This is a genomic window from Thalassolituus alkanivorans (genome assembly GCF_020447205.1).
Lineage (GTDB): Bacteria > Pseudomonadota > Gammaproteobacteria > Pseudomonadales > Oceanobacteraceae > Venatoribacter > Venatoribacter alkanivorans.
In genome coordinates this window covers 385,491-404,348 of sequence record NZ_JAJAEL010000006.1, presented here as the reverse complement: position 1 = coordinate 404,348, position 18,858 = coordinate 385,491, and the positions used below count along the sequence as shown (strand labels likewise).

Here is an 18,858-nt window from a genome sequence, read left to right as displayed (position 1 = left end):
GAACAACGAGGATACCCCATGAGTTATCAGGCTCCCCTGCGTGACATGCAATTTGTACTGTATGAACTGTTGAAAGGTGATGAAATTTTACCCGCATTGCCAGGCTATGAAGACGCAACCCGCGACATCATGGACGCCATGCTGACTGAGGGTGCGAAGCTGGCACAGAATGTTATCGCACCAACCAACACCAACGGCGATCGTCAGGGTTGTCATTACGACCCGGAAAGCAAAAGCGTCACCACGCCCGATGGTTTTAAAGAGGCTTATAAGCAGTTTGCTGAAGCGGGCTGGACGGCATTGTCTGCGCCGGTGGAATACGGCGGTCAGGGTATGCCGCATACGCTGAACACGCTGGCCGAAGAAATGATGTGTTCGGCTAACCTGTCGCTGGGTATGTATCCGGGCCTGACCCACGGTGCAGTGAATGCGCTGATTGGCTATGGCACCAACGAACAGAAAGATTACTTCCTGCCACGCCTGATCAGCGGTGAGTGGACTGGCACCATGTGTCTGACGGAACCGCATTGTGGTACAGATCTGGGGCTGATCCGTACCAAAGCAGAGCCGCAGGCGGATGGCTCTTATGCGATCTCCGGCACCAAAATCTGGATTACCGGTGGTGAGCATGATCTGGTCGATAACATCATTCACCTGGTGCTGGCCAAACTGCCGGATGCGCCGGCGGGCTCCAAGGGGATTTCCCTGTTCCTGGTGCCTAAAGTACTGGAAGACGGCAGCCGTAACCCGGCATTTTGTGGCGGTCTGGAACACAAAATGGGTATCAAGGGTTCTGCGACCTGTGTGATGAACTTTGAAGAAGCCAAAGGCTGGCTGATTGGCGAGCCGCACAAAGGTCTGCAGGCAATGTTCGTCATGATGAACAGCGCACGTCTGATGGTCGGTCTGCAGGGGCTGGGGGTTGCTGAAGCGGCTTATCAGGTATCTCTGGGCTTCGCCAAAGACCGTCTGCAAAGCCGTTCACTGGCGGGTCCACAGGCGCCGGATAAGCCAGCCGATCCGATCATCGTGCACCCTGATGTACGCCGTATGCTGCTGCGTCAGAAAGCCACCATTGAAGGCAGCCGTGCGCTGGCATACTTCACCGCACTGAATCTGGATATTGCCCACACTGCAGAAGATCCGGCCGAGCGTGAACATGCCGATGACATGGTGCAGTTGCTGACGCCGGTGGTTAAGGCCTTCCTCACCGATGAAGGATTTTTCTGTGCCAACGATGGTCTGCAGTTAATGGGTGGCTCCGGCTTTACTCAGGACTGGCCGCTGGAACAGCTGGTGCGTGATGCCCGTATCACCCGTATCTACGAAGGTACCAACGGTATTCAGGCGCTGGATCTGGTGGGCCGTAAAATCGGCATGAATGGCGGACGGGCACTGAAGCGTTTCTTTGCCATGCTCGACGGTTTTATCAACGACAACCCACAGGCTCCGCACCTGCCACAGCTGAAAGCGGCCATTGGTCGCCTGCAGAAAGCCACCATGTGGCTGATGCAGAATGGCATGAGTGACCGTGAACAGGCCGGTGCTGCTGCAACGCCGTATCTGCGTCTGTTTGCCCTGACGGCGGTCGCCTATTTCTGGAGCCGTATGGCCCTGACTGCACAACAGCAGCTGGATGCCGGTTCAACCGAAACCGACTTCTATCAGGCAAAAGTGCACAGTGCCCGCTTCTTTATGGACAAACTGCTGCCGCAAACCGAAGCTCTGATGAGTGAAATTGAAGCCGGTAAAGACAGCCTGATGGAAATGGCCGTCGGCCAGTTCTGATTCGATCAGGCAAACCACCGGTAAGGAGAACACGATGACAGAACAACGCATTCTGATTACCGGTGGCACCGGCTTTATTGGCCAGACACTGATCAACCGCTGGCTGGCACAGGGTGCGGTTATTACCGTGCTCAGCCGCCGCCCGGCCTGGGTGCAGCGGCGCTGGGGCGGCAGGGTGAAATCGGTGTCTGGGTTTGAGCAACTCAGCGGTCAGTTTGATGTGTTAATCAATCTGGCCGGTGAGGGCATTGCTGATAAACGCTGGACACGTGCGCGTAAGCAGGTACTGCAGGACAGCCGTATCGCGCTGACCCGCGATCTGGCGGCCTGGGCCAGCCGCAGCGGGCAGCGTTTCCGCGTGGTGCTCAGTGGTTCAGCCATTGGCTATTACGGTGGCTACAGTGGCGCAGATGACAGAGCGCATGGAGAACAGGATGCACAGGGGAGTGATTTCTCCGCGCAGCTTTGTGCGGATTGGGAAGCGGCGGCAGAACCCCTGCGGCCGCTCACTGAACGTTTTCTGATCCTGCGTACGGGTATTGTGCTGGGTGTGCATGGCGGCATGCTGAAGCGTTTATGGCTGCCGTTCAGTCTGGGGCTGGGAGGCATCATTGGCGATGGCCGCCAGAATCTGTCGTGGATTCATCTGCACGATTATTGCCGGGCTGTTGATTTATTGCTCAGTCATGATGCTGATAGCACTGTTAATGGCGTCATCAATATGACGGCACCACATCCTGTGACCAATCACGACTTTACCCTGAATCTGGCGCGCGAGCTGCAGCGGCCGGCGTTATTACCCATGCCGGCGATGGTGGTTAAACTGCTGTTTGGCGAAATGGGTGAGCTGCTGTTGAAAGGTCAGGATGTACGGCCGCTGCGGCTTCAGGAACTGGGCTTCAGCTATGACTTTGCAGACAATCGTGACGCACTCAAAGATATTGTCCGCCACTGGTAGCGGACAATAACGGGGTTTTTAGCCGAGGGTAAATACAGCAAAAAAATGGGTATTTATCCTCTTTGTAATATTCTGTTCATCTCCTGTAACACAACAAAAGATTGACGCCTGACTTTCCTATCAATGCTCTCCATCCGCAGGTAAATAACGTCGTTTTTTAACTGAAAAATGACACTTACAAAATATCTGTAGATTTGTGTTATTCCGCATTGCGATGCCTCCCCGCGACGACTAAACCTAAAGGTAACTCGCCAGTCACCGATATAGGTTTATTTATTCATGAGTATCAGCCGCCAAACACTCGATCAATATCTGTACGAATTCGATCAGGCGTATCGTGTAACCTACGTGAATTATTCACGGGCTAACGAGCTGACCGATGCCCAACTTATCCTCACATTGGAACGTGGCTGTGAACGTAAGACTTTTGCTTTTTCTCAGCCGCACTTTAACGATGTCGATAAAAACCTGATTGCCTGCCACGGCCTGTATATTGCCGCAATCAAAAGCTCACCGCTTGCTCCTAACCGGGTGGAAGTGGGCGATATAGAAGGTGGGTTCTCTTACTTCACCGCCAAAAACGTGAAAAACATTACGCCAACGGCGTAAGCCTGCGGTACGGATACCGCCAGCCAGGAGGCGGGCAGAAACGTCCTTGCACTAACCGATTCAGCACCCTGATGTCCTTTGATCACAGCACCCGATCAAACTTCGTTCTCCGAGCAGCCTGGCTGCTCTTTTTTTTGCCTGTCTTTTTTAAAATGTCGAGTCTGATCCTTCAGCGCACTACAGCGTTTTACATGACAGTAATGACAGTTAAACCTCCAGCCTCTAAGCTGTGACCTCAGTCTGCTCAGTTCAATTGCCGGAGATGGATAATGTCTGATGAAGTATTCCTGATTGCCGCTTATGGCGTCATCGTTTTAGTCGGTTTGTTGGGGCTGGTGGCGCTGGCGGTTACAGGCTGGATACTGGTGGCCTATGTGGTGGATATTACCCAGACCCGCCATACCGTTCGCCGTAACTTTCCGGTTATTGGCCGTTTCCGTTACTTCTTCGAACATCTGGGTGAGTTTTTCCGGCAGTACTTTTTTGCACTGGACCGGGAAGAGTTACCCTTTAACCGCGCTGAGCGGACCTGGGTTTACCGGGCTGCAAAAAAAGAAAATACGACAGTAGCCTTTGGTTCCACCCGCCGGCTGGATGTGCCCGGTACCATCCTGTTTGTTAACAGTGCTTTCCCGGCACTTAAGCATGACTTTGCCGATACCGGTCCGATTACTCTGGGTGAGCATTGCCGCACCCCTTACACCACCTCTTCGCTGATTAATATTTCCGGTATGAGTTTCGGAGCTATTTCCCGTCCGGCGGTACTGGCTTTGTCCAAAGGTGCCAGCCTGGCCGGTTGTTGGATGAATACCGGCGAAGGGGGCCTGTCGCCCTATCACCTTGAAGGCGGAGCCGACATCGTCTTCCAGATTGGCACCGCAAAATACGGTGTGCGTAATGAGTTCGGAGAACTGGATGAGGAAAAATTACGTACGATTGCCGCCCATGAACAGGTACGTATGTTTGAAATTAAACTCAGTCAGGGCGCCAAACCCGGTAAAGGCGGGATTTTACCCGGAACAAAAGTAACGGCTGAAATTGCGGCGATCCGTCATATTGCGGTGGGCGAAGATTCGATTTCTCCCAATGGTCATCCGGAGGTTCGTTCGGTTGACGACTTACTCGACATGATCGGTCAGGTTCGGGCCATCACCGGTAAGCCGGTCGGTTTTAAAGCGGTATTGGGTGATATTGGCTGGATTCGGGATTTATGCCGGGCTATTCAGGTGCGGGGTGTTGAGTGTGCACCGGATTTTATCACTCTCGACGGTGCTGAAGGTGGTACAGGTGCAGCACCACAATCGTTAATGGATTATATGGGCCTGCCGCTGGCTCAGGCGTTGCCGATGCTGGTTGATGTGCTGGATGAATATAAATTACGGCCGCGTATCCGCGTTGTCGCCTCGGGTAAATTAATTACCCCCGACCGGGTCGCCTGGGCATTGTGCGTGGGTGCCGATTTTGTCACCAGTGCACGTGGCTTTATGTTTGCCCTCGGCTGTATTCAGGCGTTGCAGTGTAATAAAAATACCTGCCCGACCGGCATTACCACCCATAATCCACGTTTGCAGCGTGGGCTGGTGCCAACGGATAAAGCCGCACGGGTTGCGCATTTTGTTGAAACCCTGAATCAGGAGGTTGGCATTATTGCCCACTCCTGTGGTGTAGATGAACCGCGTAAGTTAACCCGCCATCATGCGCGTATGGTACAGCCTAATGGCGAAGCAAAATTACTGTCAGAACTGTATGGCAGTGATCAGTTCCACCCGGGAACTGAGCCGGTCTTTGACGGTGAATTATCCTCAGAGTCTGTCAGATAAAGGCTGACAGGCCCTGAACAGCAACTGGTAACGTCGTTGTTATTCCATCCTGTTACTGCTGCAATCCAGATTCAGTTCCTGCACCGTCATGGTTAATATCGCCGTGGCGGCAGAAGCACATTCGTAATAAATCAGCGCGCTGTTGCCGTCGTTGTTGGTGATGGTCAGTTCGCTGTTCAGCTCCGGCGCATCGTAGGCGATGCGTATTTCGCTGCCGTTATCCAGATACCACTTTTCGCTGATCAGCTGATTATCGTCAGTCAGTTGCTGCTGATGTACCCGGCCATTATCAAGGTATGTCAGCCGTAATGCCGGGCTGCCGTTTTCGCCGAACATTTCGAACACACCCGCTGTTCCGGGCTCTGTGCTGTAGCGCCAGCGCTGGGCCAGAAAATGATTGTACAGGGTGTTCAGCGTTGTATGACGGCCATGCATAGTGATACTCCAGCCGTCGGGGTCCGAACGGGTCAGAGTGTAGGTGATGCCGTTGGCAATAAAACTGTTTGCTTCTGCAGGAAACAGCAAATAAGGAAACTGCCAAGCATTAAATACCGAGCCATAATCGCCGCCTTTGGCCTGAAACGGAATATTGAGCGGAGGACTGTTGTCGGTGTTGTTATCTGTATTGCTATTTGCACTGTTGGTTTCATCGTTGTTGCTGTTATCGCCACCACAGGCACAAAGCAGGGAGGCGATTAATAATACGGAGGGCAGGTGCATAGCACTGCGGGTCAGAGCTGACATAACGGTCTCCTGAGAAATCGGCAGAAAAGGCCAGGGTTGTTAGCCGCTGGCCTTTAACGTTTAGGTGCGGGTTAAAATGCAACCGCGCTGGTGCAACTGCTGCTATCCGATGCGAGCGTAAACAGGTCGTCTGTACAGCCTTCATAACCTGTGCCGCTGCTGCCGTTGGCATCATTGAGGTCAACGATGGTTGCCGATGCTTCGCTGGCATCTTTGCTGATAATGCGGATGCCGCCATTACTTTTTGGTACCAGCAGCGCAGTGCTCTCCGTTGTACCGCTGTCATCCTGAACGTTCAGAAAAATACGACCATTGCGGTAATAGCTCAGCTCGCTGTTAATCACATCGCTGTTGTAATGATAAAAATAGAAGCGCCCGATCAGGTCGTTACTGGCTGGCGTTTCTTCATAGCCGAAGGCGGTCCAGTCAGAAAAAACATCACCTTCATATTCGCCGTCCCAGCTGACGTACCAGCTGCCATTGCCAGAGGATATGTGCAGTGTCTGGGTCAGTCCGCCGACGGTAACCTGAAAGCCATCAACGGCAGAAAAAGCTGAGCTGGAGGCATAACCCAGATTAAATGCCTGTGCATAGGCATTGTTACCAACACCGGGTAATGACAGCGTCTTGCTGTTATTGCTGCCGCTGTCTGATCCGTTGTCGCCACCACCACAGGCGCTTAATAACGCTGACAGGCAGATACATGCAGTGAATAACCATGAATTTTTCATAAATATTTCCTCACAGATTTTCGGCAGAATTGCTGTCGCAGGTGCTGTTCAGCGTGGCGGCTGCAGCGTTCTGTAATGTTGTCAGGTTGCCTTCACAGCCGATGTAGCTGGTGGCGATACGGTTGTTGATAATAACGACGGTATAGCCGTTATGGATCTGGTTGGAACCTATGGTGATATAGCCAAAGTCGGTAATAAATCGCTGGTCATTCTGGCCGGGAAAATAATAGGTATCCGGCGCAGAACTGCTGAAATCATAGTGCGCCCGGCCGTCACGGTAATAGGTGGTCTGAGAAAAGAGATCGGTGCTGCCCGCAGCGTAATAGTAAAAAATGCCCTCAATATCGCCGCTGTCGAATGACTGATAACGGAAAGCCACCCAGTTACTGAAACTGCTGCCGCCCGTAGTTGATGTACCGTTTTTAATCAGCACGAAATCACCGTTATTTTCCTGGCGGATGGTGGTGGTGACACCGTTGACCGAGCTCTGGTATTCACTACCGCTGTATTGCTGAAACGCCGCGCAATTACCATCGAAGGTATTGGCAAATTTACCGTTAATACCATCATTAATTTCCGGCAGCGGAATGCCGGCCTGCTGAATGCGGCTGCAGATACTGTTTTGGTTGTTGTTGCCGTTATTATTGTCGCCACCGGTATCTGTGGTATCGGATGAACCACCGCAGGCCGTGAGCAGCAGACTGCTGCAAAGCAGCGCCGGTAAATAAACTGAGCGAGTGTCGAGGCCCTTCATAAATCTTTCCCTAAAGCATCTTTTATGGATGACAGCCACAGGCGATTGCCTGTGTTTCTCACTCTGATAATGGGAGAAAAGACGCAGGGACTTAACTGAGGATTTCCTTAGGTTTTGTTAAAGCGAGATCAGTTCGAGCTTTATTGCCAGGTAAATCGCGTGTTCCCTTGTGCGGGCGCCGAGTTTTTCCCGCGCGTTACGCAGGTGAAACTCAACGGTAGCTTCCGAGCGTTTCAGCAGGTCGGCAATATCACGGGTGCGCAGGCCGCAGGCGCTGAGTTCCAGACAACGCCGTTCGCGTGCGGTCAGCAGGCGGCTGTTGTCGTTGTCGGCAGCGGGGGCGTGCAGGTTACTGGCGAACATGGAGCCGTAGTAACTGATCATCTGCAGGTAGGGCAGTTTTTCCTGCAGAATACGTGTGACCTCGGCAGCACTCAGGTGCGAGCCGATATTCCAGGCATTGACCTGATTACCATCAAAACGCTGCAGGGTGCTGGAAAACCCGGAGCGGAAACCACATTCCGAGGCCTCTTCAATAACCTGCATTTCAGCGTCATTCAGATAAGGGTGCTCGCGGATATGATCGATGCCGGTGCGTACCGTGCGGTAGCTGGTGGTGCAGTAACGCAGAAAAGGGTCGCGTTCCATAAAGCCCTTTTCTACATAGTATTCGTTCCAGCTGGCATCAAAGTTGGACACGATCTGCATACGGCGGGTCGTACCGGAGAGGTGGATTATTCGGTCGAAGCCTTCATCGGAGAACGAACGGAACAGGCATTGCCACAGCTGTCTGGCGCTCTGCTGCTTTTCCATCTGTTCGATGATGTGTTCGCGCTGGCGATGCATATGTGCTCCTGATGCTTCCTTTCATCGGCGTGAGCCGCCATTTTACCGCTGGCGCAAACTCTGGCGCTGGTTATTTTTACGTCAGGCAGGTGAGGCACCGACCTTTTGCCGGGTCAGAGTGCGGTTGTTTCCGGACAAAAATAACAAGTGGCGTATTTCGTCTTTTTTTATCTCTCTGTTTTGTCCGGGGTGCTAAGATGCCCCCGAGCAGAGAATCAGGTATAAACAGCGCTGTTTATACGACATCAGCACTGAAGAGGTTCCCGAATGTTCAGACTCCACCGGTATGGCAAAGCTCCGCTGGCGTTTATCGGTATGCTGCTTTCTTCTTTGCTGCTTTCTTGTTTGTTAGTACCGTCCCAGGCCATCGCGGCCGAAGTCATGGTGGCGGTGGCCTCCAACTTTACCGCACCGATGAAAGACATCGCCGCACGCTTTCAGCAGCACAGCGGCCATCGGCTGGTTATGGCCTTTGGTTCATCCGGTAAATTCACCGCCCAGATTCATAATGGCGCGCCCTTTGAGGTATTCCTGTCGGCGGATCAGGCCAAGCCCGAAGCCCTGATCCGTGCCGGTTTTGCCAGCGCCGACAGCCGCTTTACTTATGCGTTAGGGCGTCTGGCCCTGTGGACAACTACCCCCGATGTGGACGTGCGCGCACAGCTGCACAGCGGCCAGTTCCGTAAACTGGCGCTGGCTAACCCGCGCCTGGCGCCTTACGGTGCCGCTGCACAGCAGACGCTGGCAGCTCTGGCACTGACCGACAGCGTGGCGACCCGCCAGGTGATGGGGGAAAACATCGCCCAGACCTGGCAGTTTGTTTCCAGCGGCAATGCCCAGCTTGGTTTTGTTGCGCTGTCGCAGGTGATGAGTGGCGGCCATATCAATAACGGCAGTGTCTGGATTGTGCCCGACACTCTGTATCAGCCGATCCGTCAGGATGCAGTACTACTGAAGAAAGGCGAACTGAAGAAAGGCGAACCGAATCCGGCGGCCAGAGCATTTCTGGCTTTTCTGCAATCGGCGGAAGTAACGGAGCTGATCCGTGGTTATGGTTATCACCGGGAGTAACGCATGTTGTTAACTGCAGCAGACTGGCAGGCGGTCTGGCTGACGCTGAAGCTGGCGACACTGGTCACGATGTTGCTGTTGTTAATCGGCACGCCGCTGGCGTGGTGGCTGGCACGTACCCGCTCTGTCTGGCGCGGCCCGGTATCGGCACTGGTGGCCTTGCCGCTGGTTCTGCCGCCGACCGTGCTGGGGTTTTATCTGTTGCTGGCGCTGGGCCCAAACGGTCCGCTCGGCCAGCTGACGCAGACACTTGGGCTGGGGCTGTTGCCGTTCAGCTTCAGCGGACTGGTGCTGGCCTCGCTGCTGTATTCGCTGCCCTTTGTGGTGCAGCCGGTGCAGAACGCCATTGAAGCCATGGGCGAGCGGCCGCTGGAAGTTGCGGCGACACTGGGCGCAGGGCCCTGGGATCGCTTTTTTACCGTGGTTCTGCCGCAGGCCAAACCGGGTCTGCTTACTGCGGCAGTGCTTGGCTTTGCCCATACCGTCGGCGAGTTTGGTGTGGTGCTGATGATTGGCGGCAATATTCCCGGTGAAACGCGGGTGATCTCGGTACAGATTTACGATCATGTTGAGGCCCTGAGTTACGCTCAGGCGCACAGTCTGTCGCTGATGATGCTGCTGTTTTCTTTTGTGGTGCTGCTGCTGATGTACAGCCTGAACCGCCACAGCCGCCTGAATTTTTCCATGAGCCGCCCATGACCGATTTGCACCTGAATCTTGATCTTCGCCGTGGCGACTTTCGCCTGCAACTCAATACGGCACTGGCCGGGCAGGGCGTGACGGCGGTATTTGGCCCCTCCGGCTGTGGCAAAACCACGCTGCTGCGTTGCATTGCCGGACTGGAGCAGGGTGGCGAGATTCGTCTGGGAGAAGAACTCTGGAGCAGTGCGCGGCAAAGCCTGCCGGCGCATCAGCGTCCGCTGGCACTGGTGTTTCAGGATGCCGGTCTGCTGCGTCATCTGAATGTGCAGGGCAATCTTGATTACGGCGTTAAGCGCGCGCGCAAACGTGGGCTGACCCCCTTACCAGCAGAGCAGGCCCGGCAGGTACTGGAACTGCTCGATCTGCTTCCCCTGCTGCAGCGTCCGGTGCAGCGTTTGTCTGGTGGAGAACAGCAGCGTGTGGCGCTGGCGCGGGCACTGCTGATTAATCCGCGGCTGTTATTACTCGATGAACCACTGTCAGCACTGGACAGCGCACGTAAGCAGGAGGTGTTGCCCTATCTGCGTCGCCTGCATCAGGTCTATCAGGGGCCGATACTTTATGTCAGTCATGCGCTGGAAGAGGTGGTGCAACTGGCCGATCAGCTGCTGGTGCTGGAAAAGGGTACGCTGAAAGATCAGGGCAGGCTGGGCGATGTTCTGGCACGGCTCAGCCTGGGCGATGAAACCGGCGTGGTGCTCGAAGGTACCGTGGCTGCTCAGGAAACGGACGGGCTGGCGCGGCTGGCTCTGACTGCAGACGGAACAGCCGCTGGCAGCGCAGAGCTGTTACTGAGCGCGCCTCAGGCGCTTGTGGGTGATCACTTACGTGCGCGGGTGCTGGCGCGGGATGTGAGTATCAGCCTCAGCCGTGCGGACGACAGCAGTATCCTCAATATTCTGCCGGTCAGGGTTGAAAGCCTCAGTCAGAGTGGCGCCTCGGTACTGCTGAATCTGCGCTTGCCGGATGGTGAATTACTGCGTGCCCGGCTGACGCAGCGTTCGGTGACTCAGCTGGGTTTACAGACGGGCATGTCCGTCTGGGCGCAGGTTAAGTCGGTCGCGCTGGCCGGTTAAATTGTGCTCCATAAAAAACGCCGCTGCGGCAAACCACAGCGGCGTTTTCAGTTGCATGACCCTGTTCAGTGAATCAGGCCAGAGGCCCGGCCACCCGTTGCAGGCGGTTATCGCCGCTCAGGGTGCGGTAACTGCGGGCATGGTAAGTGTCGGCAGAACGCTTAAGGATCTGTGGCACGTAGTACCAGTCGGCCTGAACCTGTTCGCGGTCAGCGCTCAGCAGGATAAACCCGTGCTGGCGCAGTTCGGCAAACTTGATGTGCGGGCTGGCATCCATAATGGTCTGTGCGCCGGCTTCGGCAATCACCGGCGGGAAACCCGGAGAGGTGACCGACGGGCAGACAAATTCCACCGCCAGAGAGCCTTCACCGCTGTAGCGGTTGTAGTTATTGCGGTCGTAAGGGTTATCGCTCAGGTCGGCAGCAAAGGAGCTGTGTACGTCGCCGGTGAGAATGACCACGTTATCAATCTGTTCATTGCGCAGCAGCGCCAGCAGACGGTCGCGGGTGGCGCTGTAGCCATCCCAGCTGTCGAGCCAGAGTGACGCCCCGCCGCCAAAATGATCCGGTAGGTTAATAAAGTAGCGCTGCGCCATCATCACCTGCTGACCTACGATCTTCCAGCGTGCGCTGCTGCTCTGTAATTGCTGATGCAGCCAGGCTTCCTGTTCAAAACCAAGCAGGGTGCGGTTTTCGTCTTTGGCTTCGCGCTGTTTATCGCTGCCGGATGGTGCTTCGTCACGGCCTTCAATACGGGTATCGAGCATCAGCAGATCAAGCAGATCGCCATAGCGCAGGTTACGGCTTATGCCGCCGTTGCTGTTTTCGCGGATCGGCATCCACTCAAAATAGGCTTGCTTGGCGGCGGCTTTACGCTCGTTCCAGTCACCTTCGCCGTCGTTATGGTTTTCGGCGCCGTAGGCATTGGAGTCGTTGGCAAATTCGTGGTCATCCCAGACGGTGATAAACGGATGACGCTGGTGGGCGGCTTTTAAATCTTCATCCAGTTTGTACATGGCGTGGCGTCGGCGGTAATCGGACAGGCTGACAATTTCGTGAGCCGGAGCCAGCGCACGTTTTTCGCGCAGCAGCAATTCGCCGTATTCGTCCTGAGCGTATTCGTAGATGTAGTCGCCGAGGTGGATGACGGCATCCAGATCGTTGCGGTTGGCCAGTGCGCGGTACACGTTAAAGTAACCGTGCGGGTAGCTGGAGCAGGACACCACGGCAAAACGGGCACTGTCGATATCGCCTTCCGGGGCGGTGCGGGTGCGGCCGATTTCGGAATCTTTGCCCAGGGCACTGAACTGGTAGAAATAGGTGGTGCCGGGCTGCAGGCCGTCGGCATCGACTTTAACGGTGTAGTCGCGGCTGGCGTCGGTGCGGAAGTCGCCGCTGCGTACCACCTGAGTCATGCCTTCATCCAGTGCGACTTTCCAGCTGACGGTCAGTGGCATATTCACTTCCGGCAGAAAGTGAGTCCAGAGGATGACGCGGTCGGCGCGCGGGTCGCCGCTGGCAACGCCGTAGTTAAAATGGCCGGGATCATTGGCTTCAATTGGCGTCGGGCTGCTCATCGCCATGCTCAGGCCGGACTGGCTCAGGGCTCCCATACCGGCAACGCCGGCGCCGGTGCGGGATAGAAATTTACGGCGGCTGATATCCATGTCGGACTCCTTTTTTATAGGTGGATCGGCATACAATCCACGCGACGGGTGAGTGTGGTGCGTGCTGCATTGATGAAAGAATGCGCGAGTCTAGGCAGGCTCTGTGTCAGCGCGGTGACAGTTTTTTGAAACTTTGGTACTTACGTTTTACAACCTTGGCCCGATTGTTCGCATGGCTGGCGTAAGTGGTGTAAACAGCCGATGGCGGTGCAACGTAGCGTTGCTATGTGGTGTTGCAACGCTGCGCTGCAGAACGGAGAAAAGAACGTGGCATTAGAGCTGCTGGCTGAAGAGCAGGTTGAGATTTCCGGTTTTGGCGGTATCCGCGAACGGGTGCTGGTAATGGACCCGCGCCTGTTTGGTCATCATGTGCGCGAGGAATGCTGGCCCGGTTTTGGCGCCTGTGTTTATTTAGCCAATGCCTGGTTTTTACCTGGTGGTTCGACCGGACTGCACAGCCATGAGCAGATTGATATCGTCAGTGTGATGACCCGTGGTGAGCTGCATCATCAGGGCAGTATCGGTGATGGTGAAGTTTTGCAGGCCGGCCAGGTGCAGTTACAGCGCAGTGGCATCAAAGGCTTTCGCCATAACGAGCAGAATCCGGGCGCAGATTATCCGGCCATGGTGCAGATCTGGCTGCTGCCACAAAGCCACGAAGGCGAGTCGTACTATCAGGTTATTGAGCTCAATCCGTCCGGCCTGACCTGTGTGTACGGTGGCGAATTGTTTGCGGCTTCAACCCGGGTGGATGTGCTGCAACTGGCGGCAGGCGATGAGTGGACGCTTGACGATGATGCGCTGGGTTATGTATTCCGTGGCACGGCCATCAGTGCCGACGGGCAGCGTTTACAGCGCGGGGATTTGTTCAGGCTCAGCGGACAGTCACTGAGCCTGATGGCGGAAAGCGGTTTTGCGCTGGTGATGATCCGCGAGGCCTGATTGCGGAATTACCACTCAATACCGGCCTGAGCTTTCACTCCGGCTTTAAAGGCGTGTTTTTCCATTTTCATATCGGTGACGGTATCGGCCAGATCGCGCAGAGCCGTTGGCGCACCACGGCCGGTCAGAATAACATTCTGCTCCGGCGGGCGGTTTTCCAGCGCGGTTTTTAATTCGTCAAAATCCAGCAGATCGTACGCCAGCATATAGGTGATTTCATCCAGCATCACGGTGCGCAGCTCTGGATTGCTGAGCATGGCTTTGGCTTTTGGCCAGACCGCATCAAAGGCACGCTGATCCTGCTCTTTATTCTGTGTTTCCCAGGTAAAACCTGAGCCCATCACTTCATGGGTAAGGCCCGGCAGGGTGGCGAGAATTTTGGCTTCGCCGCAGTCCCAGGTGCCTTTGATAAACTGCACCAGCCCAGCCTTATAGCCATGGCCCAGCGTGCGGATAACGGTGCCGAAGCCGGAGCTGCTTTTCCCCTTACCATTTCCGGTGAGCACGATGATAACGCCACGTTCTTCCTGAGCACGGGCGATGGCGGCATCGACCTTCTCTTTATGCTTCTGCATTTTCTGCTGGTGGCGATCGGTATTGGCTGTTTGCTCGCTGTTACTCATACTTTTTTGTGATTCCTGAAAGGTGGGATTTCCGCTGGCTAACGGGTGTTCACTCAGTCCTTAACTATACTGGATTACAACCATCGCCTGAACCGGGAATGCACAATGGATGAACGCAAGTTAAATCAGGATGTTACGGTCGATCCTGATCCACAGGAAACCAAAGAGTGGGTCGATGCCATTCACTCTGTGATCCGTGCCGAAGGGGTCGAACGCGCCCATTTTCTGATCGAACGTATCGCCGAACGTGCCACCCGTGATGGCATGCCGCTGCCTTATGCGCTGAATACGCCTTACCGCAATACCATCGCTCCGGAAAATGAAGCGCCGATGCCTGGTGACCTGTTTATGGAGCGTCGCATCCGCTCGCTGGTACGCTGGAATGCGCTGGCCATGGTTCTGCGCGCGAACAAAGAAGGCGCCGGCGATTTAGGTGGCCATATCTCCAGTTTTGCTTCCAGTGCCACACTTTATGATGTGGCCTTTAACCATTTTTTCCGTGCGCCTAATGCCAGCAGTGACGAATCACCACTGGGTGATCTGATTTATTACCAGGGCCATGTGGCACCGGGTATTTATGCCCGTTCTTATCTGGAAGGCCGTTTTCAGGAATCCGATCTGGAGCGCTTTCGCCGTGAAGCGTTAGCGCCGGGCTTATCCTCTTATCCACACCCGAAACTGATGCCGGATTACTGGCAGTTTCCGACTGTGTCTATGGGCCTTGGCCCATTGCAGGCAATTTATCAGGCGCATTTTATGCGTTATATGTCCGCGCGCGGACTGGTGCCGCGTAAAGGTCGCAAGGTATGGGCTTTCCTTGGTGATGGCGAATGTGACGAGCCGGAAACCCTGGGAGCTATTGGTCTGGCCGGACGGGAAAAACTCGAGAATTTAATCTTCGTTGTTAACTGCAACCTGCAGCGCCTTGATGGCCCGGTTCGTGGGAACGGTAAAATTATTCAGGAGCTTGAAAGTCAGTTCCGCGGTGCCGGCTGGAATGTGATTAAAGTCGTGTGGGGGCGGCACTGGGACCCACTGCTGGCAAAAGACCGTAAAGGCATGCTGCAGAAGCGCATGGACGAAACCGTTGATGGTGAATACCAGAATTACAAAGCCAAAGGTGGAAAATACACCCGCGAGCATTTCTTTGATAAATACCCGGAGCTGACGGAATTAATTAAAGATTTATCCGATGAAGATATTTTCCGCCTGAACCGTGGTGGCCATGATCCTTATAAAGTTTATGCCGCCTATCATGCGGCAGTAAATCATAAAGGACAGCCAACGGTTATTCTGGCTCATACTATTAAAGGCTACGGCATGGGTGCCGAAGCTGAAGGGCAGAATCAGGCGCATTCGGTTAAAAAACTCGATATAGAAAGTATTAAAGCCTTCCGCGACCGTTTTGATATTCCGGTTCGTGATGAAGATCTTCCGCATATGCCATTTTACCGGCCACCGGCAGACAGTCCGGAGCTGACCTATATGCGTAAACAGCGGGAAAAGCTTGGCGGCTATTTACCGCAGCGCACAGAAAACTGGACGGCATTAACCGCACCGGATCTGGAGTTTTTTAAAGCCCAGACCGAAGGTAGCGGTGAACGTGAAATATCCACCACCATGGCCTTTGTGCGCATTATGTCGCAGCTGGTGAAAGATAAAATCATGGGCGACCGCGTAGTACCAATCGTGCCGGATGAAGCGCGCACCTTTGGTATGGAAGGTTTATTCCGCCAGTTGGGTATTTATTCATCCGAAGGTCAGTTATACGAGCCGGTCGATCAGGGCCAGGTGATGTATTACCGCGAGGATAAAAAAGGCCGAATTCTGGAGGAAGGCATTAACGAAGCCGGTGCTTTTGCGGCCTGGATGTCAGCGGGCAGTTCGTACAGTACCAACGGTCTGGCGATGATTCCGTTTTATATTTATTACTCAATGTTTGGCTTTCAGCGCATCGGTGATCTGGCCTGGGCAGCTGGCGATATGCAGTGTCAGGGATTTCTGATTGGTGCAACTTCAGGGCGGACAACCCTGAATGGTGAAGGTTTACAGCATCAGGATGGTCACAGTCATATTCTGGCATCCACCATTCCCAACTGTGTCAGCTACGATCCGACTTACGCCTATGAGCTGGCCGTGATTATTCAGGATGGTCTGAAGCGCATGTATGAGAAGAAAGAAAAAGTCTTCTATTACATCACCAGCCTGAATGAAAACTACGTTCATCCGCCGATGCCGGAAGGTGTGGAAGAAGGTATTAAACGCGGGCTGTATCGTCTGAAAAAATCGGCAATTAAAGGCGCGAAAAACAAGAAGCCGGCACGTATTCAGCTGCTGGGCAGCGGCTCTATTTTACGCCAGGTTGAACAGGCGGCGCAGTGGCTGGAAGGTAAGGGCATTGCTGCCGATGTCTGGAGCGTAACGTCCTTTAATGAATTACGCCGTGATGGTCTGGCCTGTGAGCGGACAGCGTTATTGTCCGCGACGGAACAGCCTCCGGTTCCCTGGGTTACCCGTCAGCTGGCGGACAGCGAAGGCCCAATCGTTGCCACAACCGACCATATGAAAACCTATGCTGAACAGATACGCGCCTTTATTCCTGAAGGACGGCGTTACCGCACGCTGGGTACCGATGGTTTTGGCCGCAGCGATTCGCGTGAAAATTTACGCCGCTTCTTTGAGGTGGACTGGCAACATGTAGCCTGGGCTGCGGCAAGCGAACTGGTCAGGAGCGGTGCGTTAAAAGCCGCTGATCTCGAACAGTGGCGCAGCGAACTGAATATCGATGCCGCAAAACCTGACCCACTGTACAGCTGAGGATGGATGCATGACGACTTTAAAAATTCCGGATCTCGGTGGTGCCAGTCAGGTTGAAGTGATCGAAATTCTGGTCAGCCCCGGCGATACGGTCGAAATGGAACAGGCATTAATTGTTCTGGAAACCGATAAAGCAACGATGGAAATTCCGGCCGAAGCCGCCGGCGTGATTAAAAACCTGAGTGTTAAAGTGGGCGATAAAGTCAGTAGTGGTGATGTATTCGGCGAGCTGGATGGTGATGCCTCAGGTGCTGAAGAAAAAAACGCTGAAAGCGCTCCTGCTGCAGAACAGAAAACGACAGAAGCTCCGGTACAACCTGCTGTAGAAAGTGCGCCGTCACCGAGTGCTGAACCTGTTGCAGCCGTTGATATTGCTATCCCGGATCTTGGCGGTTCTGAGCAGGTGGAAGTGATTGAGGTTCAGGTCAGTGCCGGTGATGATATTGATGCCGAACAAACAGTGCTGGTGCTGGAATCGGATAAAGCGTCGATGGAAATTCCGGCCGGTCAGGCTGGTACTGTAATCAGTGTCGCCGTTAAAACCGGTGATAAAGTCAGTGCCGGTGATGTCATGCTTAAATTACAGCCGGCTGCTGGTAATGCTGTGTCTGCGGAAAACAACGCCGCTGAATCTGCAGTGGCTGAGGTGGCGCCAGCAGAAAAAACAGTACAAACAACAGTCGCAGCAACTGCCGCTACAGCAACGATTCCTGCTGCTGATGTGCGCTCTTCCGCTGCTGAAGTTCATGCCGGCCCGGCGGTACGCAAGCTGGCGCGCGAATTTGGTGTCGATCTGGCACAGGTCAGCGGCAGCGGGCCAAAACAGCGTATCACTAAAGACGATATCCAGCGTTATGTAAAACAACGGCTGAACGGTGAGCCAGCCTCTGTGTCGGGTGGTTCAGGTATACCTGCGGTGCCTGTGGTGGACTTTGCCAAATTCGGTGCCGTCAGTGACAGTCCGCTGAATAATATTAAACGGGCAACAGCGCGGGCGATGACAACGGCCTGGCTGAATGTGCCACAAGTCACGCAATTTGATCAGGCCGATATCACTGACCTGGAAAATTATCGCAAACAGCAGAACGAACGTTATGCGCGGCAGGGAATAAAGTTTTCTATTGTTCCCTTCGTGCTGAAAGCCATTGCCAAGGCGCTGGAGGATTTTCCATCTTTTAATGCCTCGCTCAGTGCCGATGGCGAAAAGCTGATTCTGAAGCACTATGTGCATGTCGGCGTGGCGGTCGATACGCCGAAAGGATTACTGGTGCCTGTCATTCGCGACGTGAATCAGAAATCGGTTACACAAATCACACAAGAGCTTACCGATAAGGCCGAATTGGCCCGACTGGGTAAGCTACCATTAGCTGATATGCAGGGTGGCTGTTTCAGTCTGTCCAGTCTCGGTGGTATTGGTGGTACAGCGTTTACCCCCATTGTAAATCCACCGGAAGTTGCCATTCTTGGCTTATCGAAAGCATCGATGCAACCGATATGGGATGGTACGGCTTTTATACCTCGCCTGATGCTGCCTTTATCTCTGTCTTACGACCATCGGGTGATTGATGGTGCCGAGGCGGCCCGATTCAGCCAGCGCCTGGTAATGTACCTGCAGGATTTACGTAATGTTCTGATGTAGTGATATCGCAGACACTGTCAGGCGTTGCCAGAGTAAGACGTTGTAGACAGATAATATTTTATAAATTAAGGG

Annotated in this window: 16 protein-coding genes; 10 read left to right on the top strand and 6 right to left on the bottom strand. The window is 54.2% G+C overall.

The window, feature by feature from the left end:
• Positions 1–18 precede the first annotated feature (18 nt).
• The 4 genes from LGT44_RS03775 (at position 19) to LGT44_RS03760 (ending at position 5,175) form a co-directional block, all read left to right on the top strand.
• The gene (locus LGT44_RS03775) at positions 19–1,788 is read left to right on the top strand and encodes an acyl-CoA dehydrogenase C-terminal domain-containing protein (protein WP_230331285.1); all 1,770 of its coding nucleotides are present in this window, start codon (positions 19–21) and stop codon (positions 1,786–1,788) included.
• Between the two features lie 34 nt (positions 1,789–1,822).
• Positions 1,823–2,746: a TIGR01777 family oxidoreductase gene (locus tag LGT44_RS03770; RefSeq protein ID WP_230331284.1), complete on the top strand. Its 924-nt coding sequence runs from the start codon at positions 1,823–1,825 to the stop codon at positions 2,744–2,746.
• Positions 2,747–3,025: 279 nt separating this feature from the next.
• Complete coding sequence (locus LGT44_RS03765) at positions 3,026–3,355, top strand: hypothetical protein (RefSeq protein WP_145466250.1); 330 nt, start codon at positions 3,026–3,028, stop codon at positions 3,353–3,355.
• Positions 3,356–3,624: 269 nt separating this feature from the next.
• Positions 3,625–5,175 carry an FMN-binding glutamate synthase family protein gene (locus tag LGT44_RS03760; protein WP_230331283.1) on the top strand — a complete coding sequence of 517 codons (1,551 nt, stop codon included), beginning with the start codon at positions 3,625–3,627 and terminating at the stop codon, positions 5,173–5,175.
• Between the two features lie 39 nt (positions 5,176–5,214).
• On the opposite strand, the gene LGT44_RS03755 is transcribed toward LGT44_RS03760, so the two are convergent.
• The 4 genes from LGT44_RS03755 to LGT44_RS03740 all read right to left on the bottom strand — a co-directional run bounded on the left by LGT44_RS03755 (position 5,215) and on the right by LGT44_RS03740 (position 8,250).
• Positions 5,215–5,919 carry a hypothetical protein gene (locus tag LGT44_RS03755; RefSeq protein ID WP_230331282.1) on the bottom strand — a complete coding sequence of 235 codons (705 nt, stop codon included), beginning with the start codon at positions 5,917–5,919 and terminating at the stop codon, positions 5,215–5,217.
• 71 nt (positions 5,920–5,990) lie between these two features.
• Complete coding sequence (locus tag LGT44_RS03750) at positions 5,991–6,650, bottom strand: hypothetical protein (RefSeq protein WP_230331281.1); 660 nt, start codon at positions 6,648–6,650, stop codon at positions 5,991–5,993.
• Between the two features lie 10 nt (positions 6,651–6,660).
• Positions 6,661–7,404: a hypothetical protein gene (locus LGT44_RS03745; RefSeq protein WP_230331280.1), complete on the bottom strand. Its 744-nt coding sequence runs from the start codon at positions 7,402–7,404 to the stop codon at positions 6,661–6,663.
• Between the two features lie 117 nt (positions 7,405–7,521).
• On the bottom strand, positions 7,522–8,250 hold the full coding sequence (locus LGT44_RS03740; protein WP_145466240.1) for a helix-turn-helix transcriptional regulator: 729 nt from the start codon (positions 8,248–8,250) through the stop codon (positions 7,522–7,524).
• Between the two features lie 267 nt (positions 8,251–8,517).
• On the opposite strand from LGT44_RS03740, the gene modA reads away from it, so the two are divergent.
• The 3 genes from modA to modC are packed head-to-tail and all read left to right on the top strand — an operon-like array spanning position 8,518 to position 11,099.
• Positions 8,518–9,321, top strand: a complete 804-nt coding sequence (gene modA, locus LGT44_RS03735; RefSeq protein ID WP_230331279.1) for a molybdate ABC transporter substrate-binding protein — start codon at positions 8,518–8,520, stop codon at positions 9,319–9,321.
• A gap of 3 nt (positions 9,322–9,324) precedes the next feature.
• A complete protein-coding gene (gene modB / locus LGT44_RS03730) occupies positions 9,325–10,020 on the top strand; it encodes a molybdate ABC transporter permease subunit (RefSeq protein WP_145466238.1) in 696 nt (231 codons plus the stop codon).
• Positions 10,017–11,099: a molybdenum ABC transporter ATP-binding protein gene (gene modC, locus LGT44_RS03725; RefSeq protein ID WP_230331278.1), complete on the top strand. Its 1,083-nt coding sequence runs from the start codon at positions 10,017–10,019 to the stop codon at positions 11,097–11,099. Before modB ends, modC begins: the two co-directional genes overlap by 4 nt.
• 73 nt (positions 11,100–11,172) lie before the next feature.
• On the opposite strand, the gene LGT44_RS03720 is transcribed toward modC, so the two are convergent.
• Positions 11,173–12,765 (bottom strand): alkaline phosphatase D family protein, encoded by a 1,593-nt coding sequence (locus LGT44_RS03720; RefSeq protein ID WP_230331277.1) that lies wholly within the window; start codon positions 12,763–12,765, stop codon positions 11,173–11,175.
• 267 nt (positions 12,766–13,032) lie between these two features.
• Here LGT44_RS03720 and LGT44_RS03715 point away from each other — a divergent pair, with 267 nt between their 5' ends.
• On the top strand, positions 13,033–13,707 hold the full coding sequence (locus LGT44_RS03715) for a pirin family protein (RefSeq protein WP_230331276.1): 675 nt from the start codon (positions 13,033–13,035) through the stop codon (positions 13,705–13,707).
• A gap of 8 nt (positions 13,708–13,715) precedes the next feature.
• On the opposite strand, the gene cobO is transcribed toward LGT44_RS03715, so the two are convergent.
• Complete coding sequence (gene cobO / locus LGT44_RS03710) at positions 13,716–14,330, bottom strand: cob(I)yrinic acid a,c-diamide adenosyltransferase (protein ID WP_145466230.1); 615 nt, start codon at positions 14,328–14,330, stop codon at positions 13,716–13,718.
• Between the two features lie 105 nt (positions 14,331–14,435).
• Here cobO and aceE point away from each other — a divergent pair, with 105 nt between their 5' ends.
• Both aceE and aceF read left to right on the top strand, forming a co-directional pair.
• Positions 14,436–17,147, top strand: a complete 2,712-nt coding sequence (gene aceE, locus LGT44_RS03705) for a pyruvate dehydrogenase (acetyl-transferring), homodimeric type (RefSeq protein ID WP_230331275.1) — start codon at positions 14,436–14,438, stop codon at positions 17,145–17,147.
• Positions 17,148–17,157: 10 nt separating this feature from the next.
• On the top strand, positions 17,158–18,786 hold the full coding sequence (gene aceF / locus LGT44_RS03700) for a dihydrolipoyllysine-residue acetyltransferase (RefSeq protein WP_230331274.1): 1,629 nt from the start codon (positions 17,158–17,160) through the stop codon (positions 18,784–18,786).
• Positions 18,787–18,858: the final 72 nt, after the last annotated feature.

Excerpts from the sequence above, each read along its gene's own strand:
- LGT44_RS03775 (WP_230331285.1), top strand. The coding sequence starts at position 19 with ATGAGTTATCAGGCTCCCCTGCGTGACATGCAATTTGTACTGTATGAA.
- LGT44_RS03770 (WP_230331284.1), top strand. The coding sequence starts at position 1,823 with ATGACAGAACAACGCATTCTGATTACCGGTGGCACCGGCTTTATTGGC.
- LGT44_RS03765 (WP_145466250.1), top strand. The coding sequence starts at position 3,026 with ATGAGTATCAGCCGCCAAACACTCGATCAATATCTGTACGAATTCGAT.
- LGT44_RS03760 (WP_230331283.1), top strand. The coding sequence starts at position 3,625 with ATGTCTGATGAAGTATTCCTGATTGCCGCTTATGGCGTCATCGTTTTA.
- LGT44_RS03755 (WP_230331282.1), bottom strand. The coding sequence starts at position 5,919 with ATGTCAGCTCTGACCCGCAGTGCTATGCACCTGCCCTCCGTATTATTA.
- LGT44_RS03750 (WP_230331281.1), bottom strand. The coding sequence starts at position 6,650 with ATGAAAAATTCATGGTTATTCACTGCATGTATCTGCCTGTCAGCGTTA.
- LGT44_RS03745 (WP_230331280.1), bottom strand. The coding sequence starts at position 7,404 with ATGAAGGGCCTCGACACTCGCTCAGTTTATTTACCGGCGCTGCTTTGC.
- LGT44_RS03740 (WP_145466240.1), bottom strand. The coding sequence starts at position 8,250 with ATGCATCGCCAGCGCGAACACATCATCGAACAGATGGAAAAGCAGCAG.
- modA (WP_230331279.1), top strand. The coding sequence starts at position 8,518 with ATGTTCAGACTCCACCGGTATGGCAAAGCTCCGCTGGCGTTTATCGGT.
- modB (WP_145466238.1), top strand. The coding sequence starts at position 9,325 with ATGTTGTTAACTGCAGCAGACTGGCAGGCGGTCTGGCTGACGCTGAAG.
- modC (WP_230331278.1), top strand. The coding sequence starts at position 10,017 with ATGACCGATTTGCACCTGAATCTTGATCTTCGCCGTGGCGACTTTCGC.
- LGT44_RS03720 (WP_230331277.1), bottom strand. The coding sequence starts at position 12,765 with ATGGATATCAGCCGCCGTAAATTTCTATCCCGCACCGGCGCCGGCGTT.
- cobO (WP_145466230.1), bottom strand. The coding sequence starts at position 14,330 with ATGAGTAACAGCGAGCAAACAGCCAATACCGATCGCCACCAGCAGAAA.
- aceE (WP_230331275.1), top strand. The coding sequence starts at position 14,436 with ATGGATGAACGCAAGTTAAATCAGGATGTTACGGTCGATCCTGATCCA.
- aceF (WP_230331274.1), top strand. The coding sequence starts at position 17,158 with ATGACGACTTTAAAAATTCCGGATCTCGGTGGTGCCAGTCAGGTTGAA.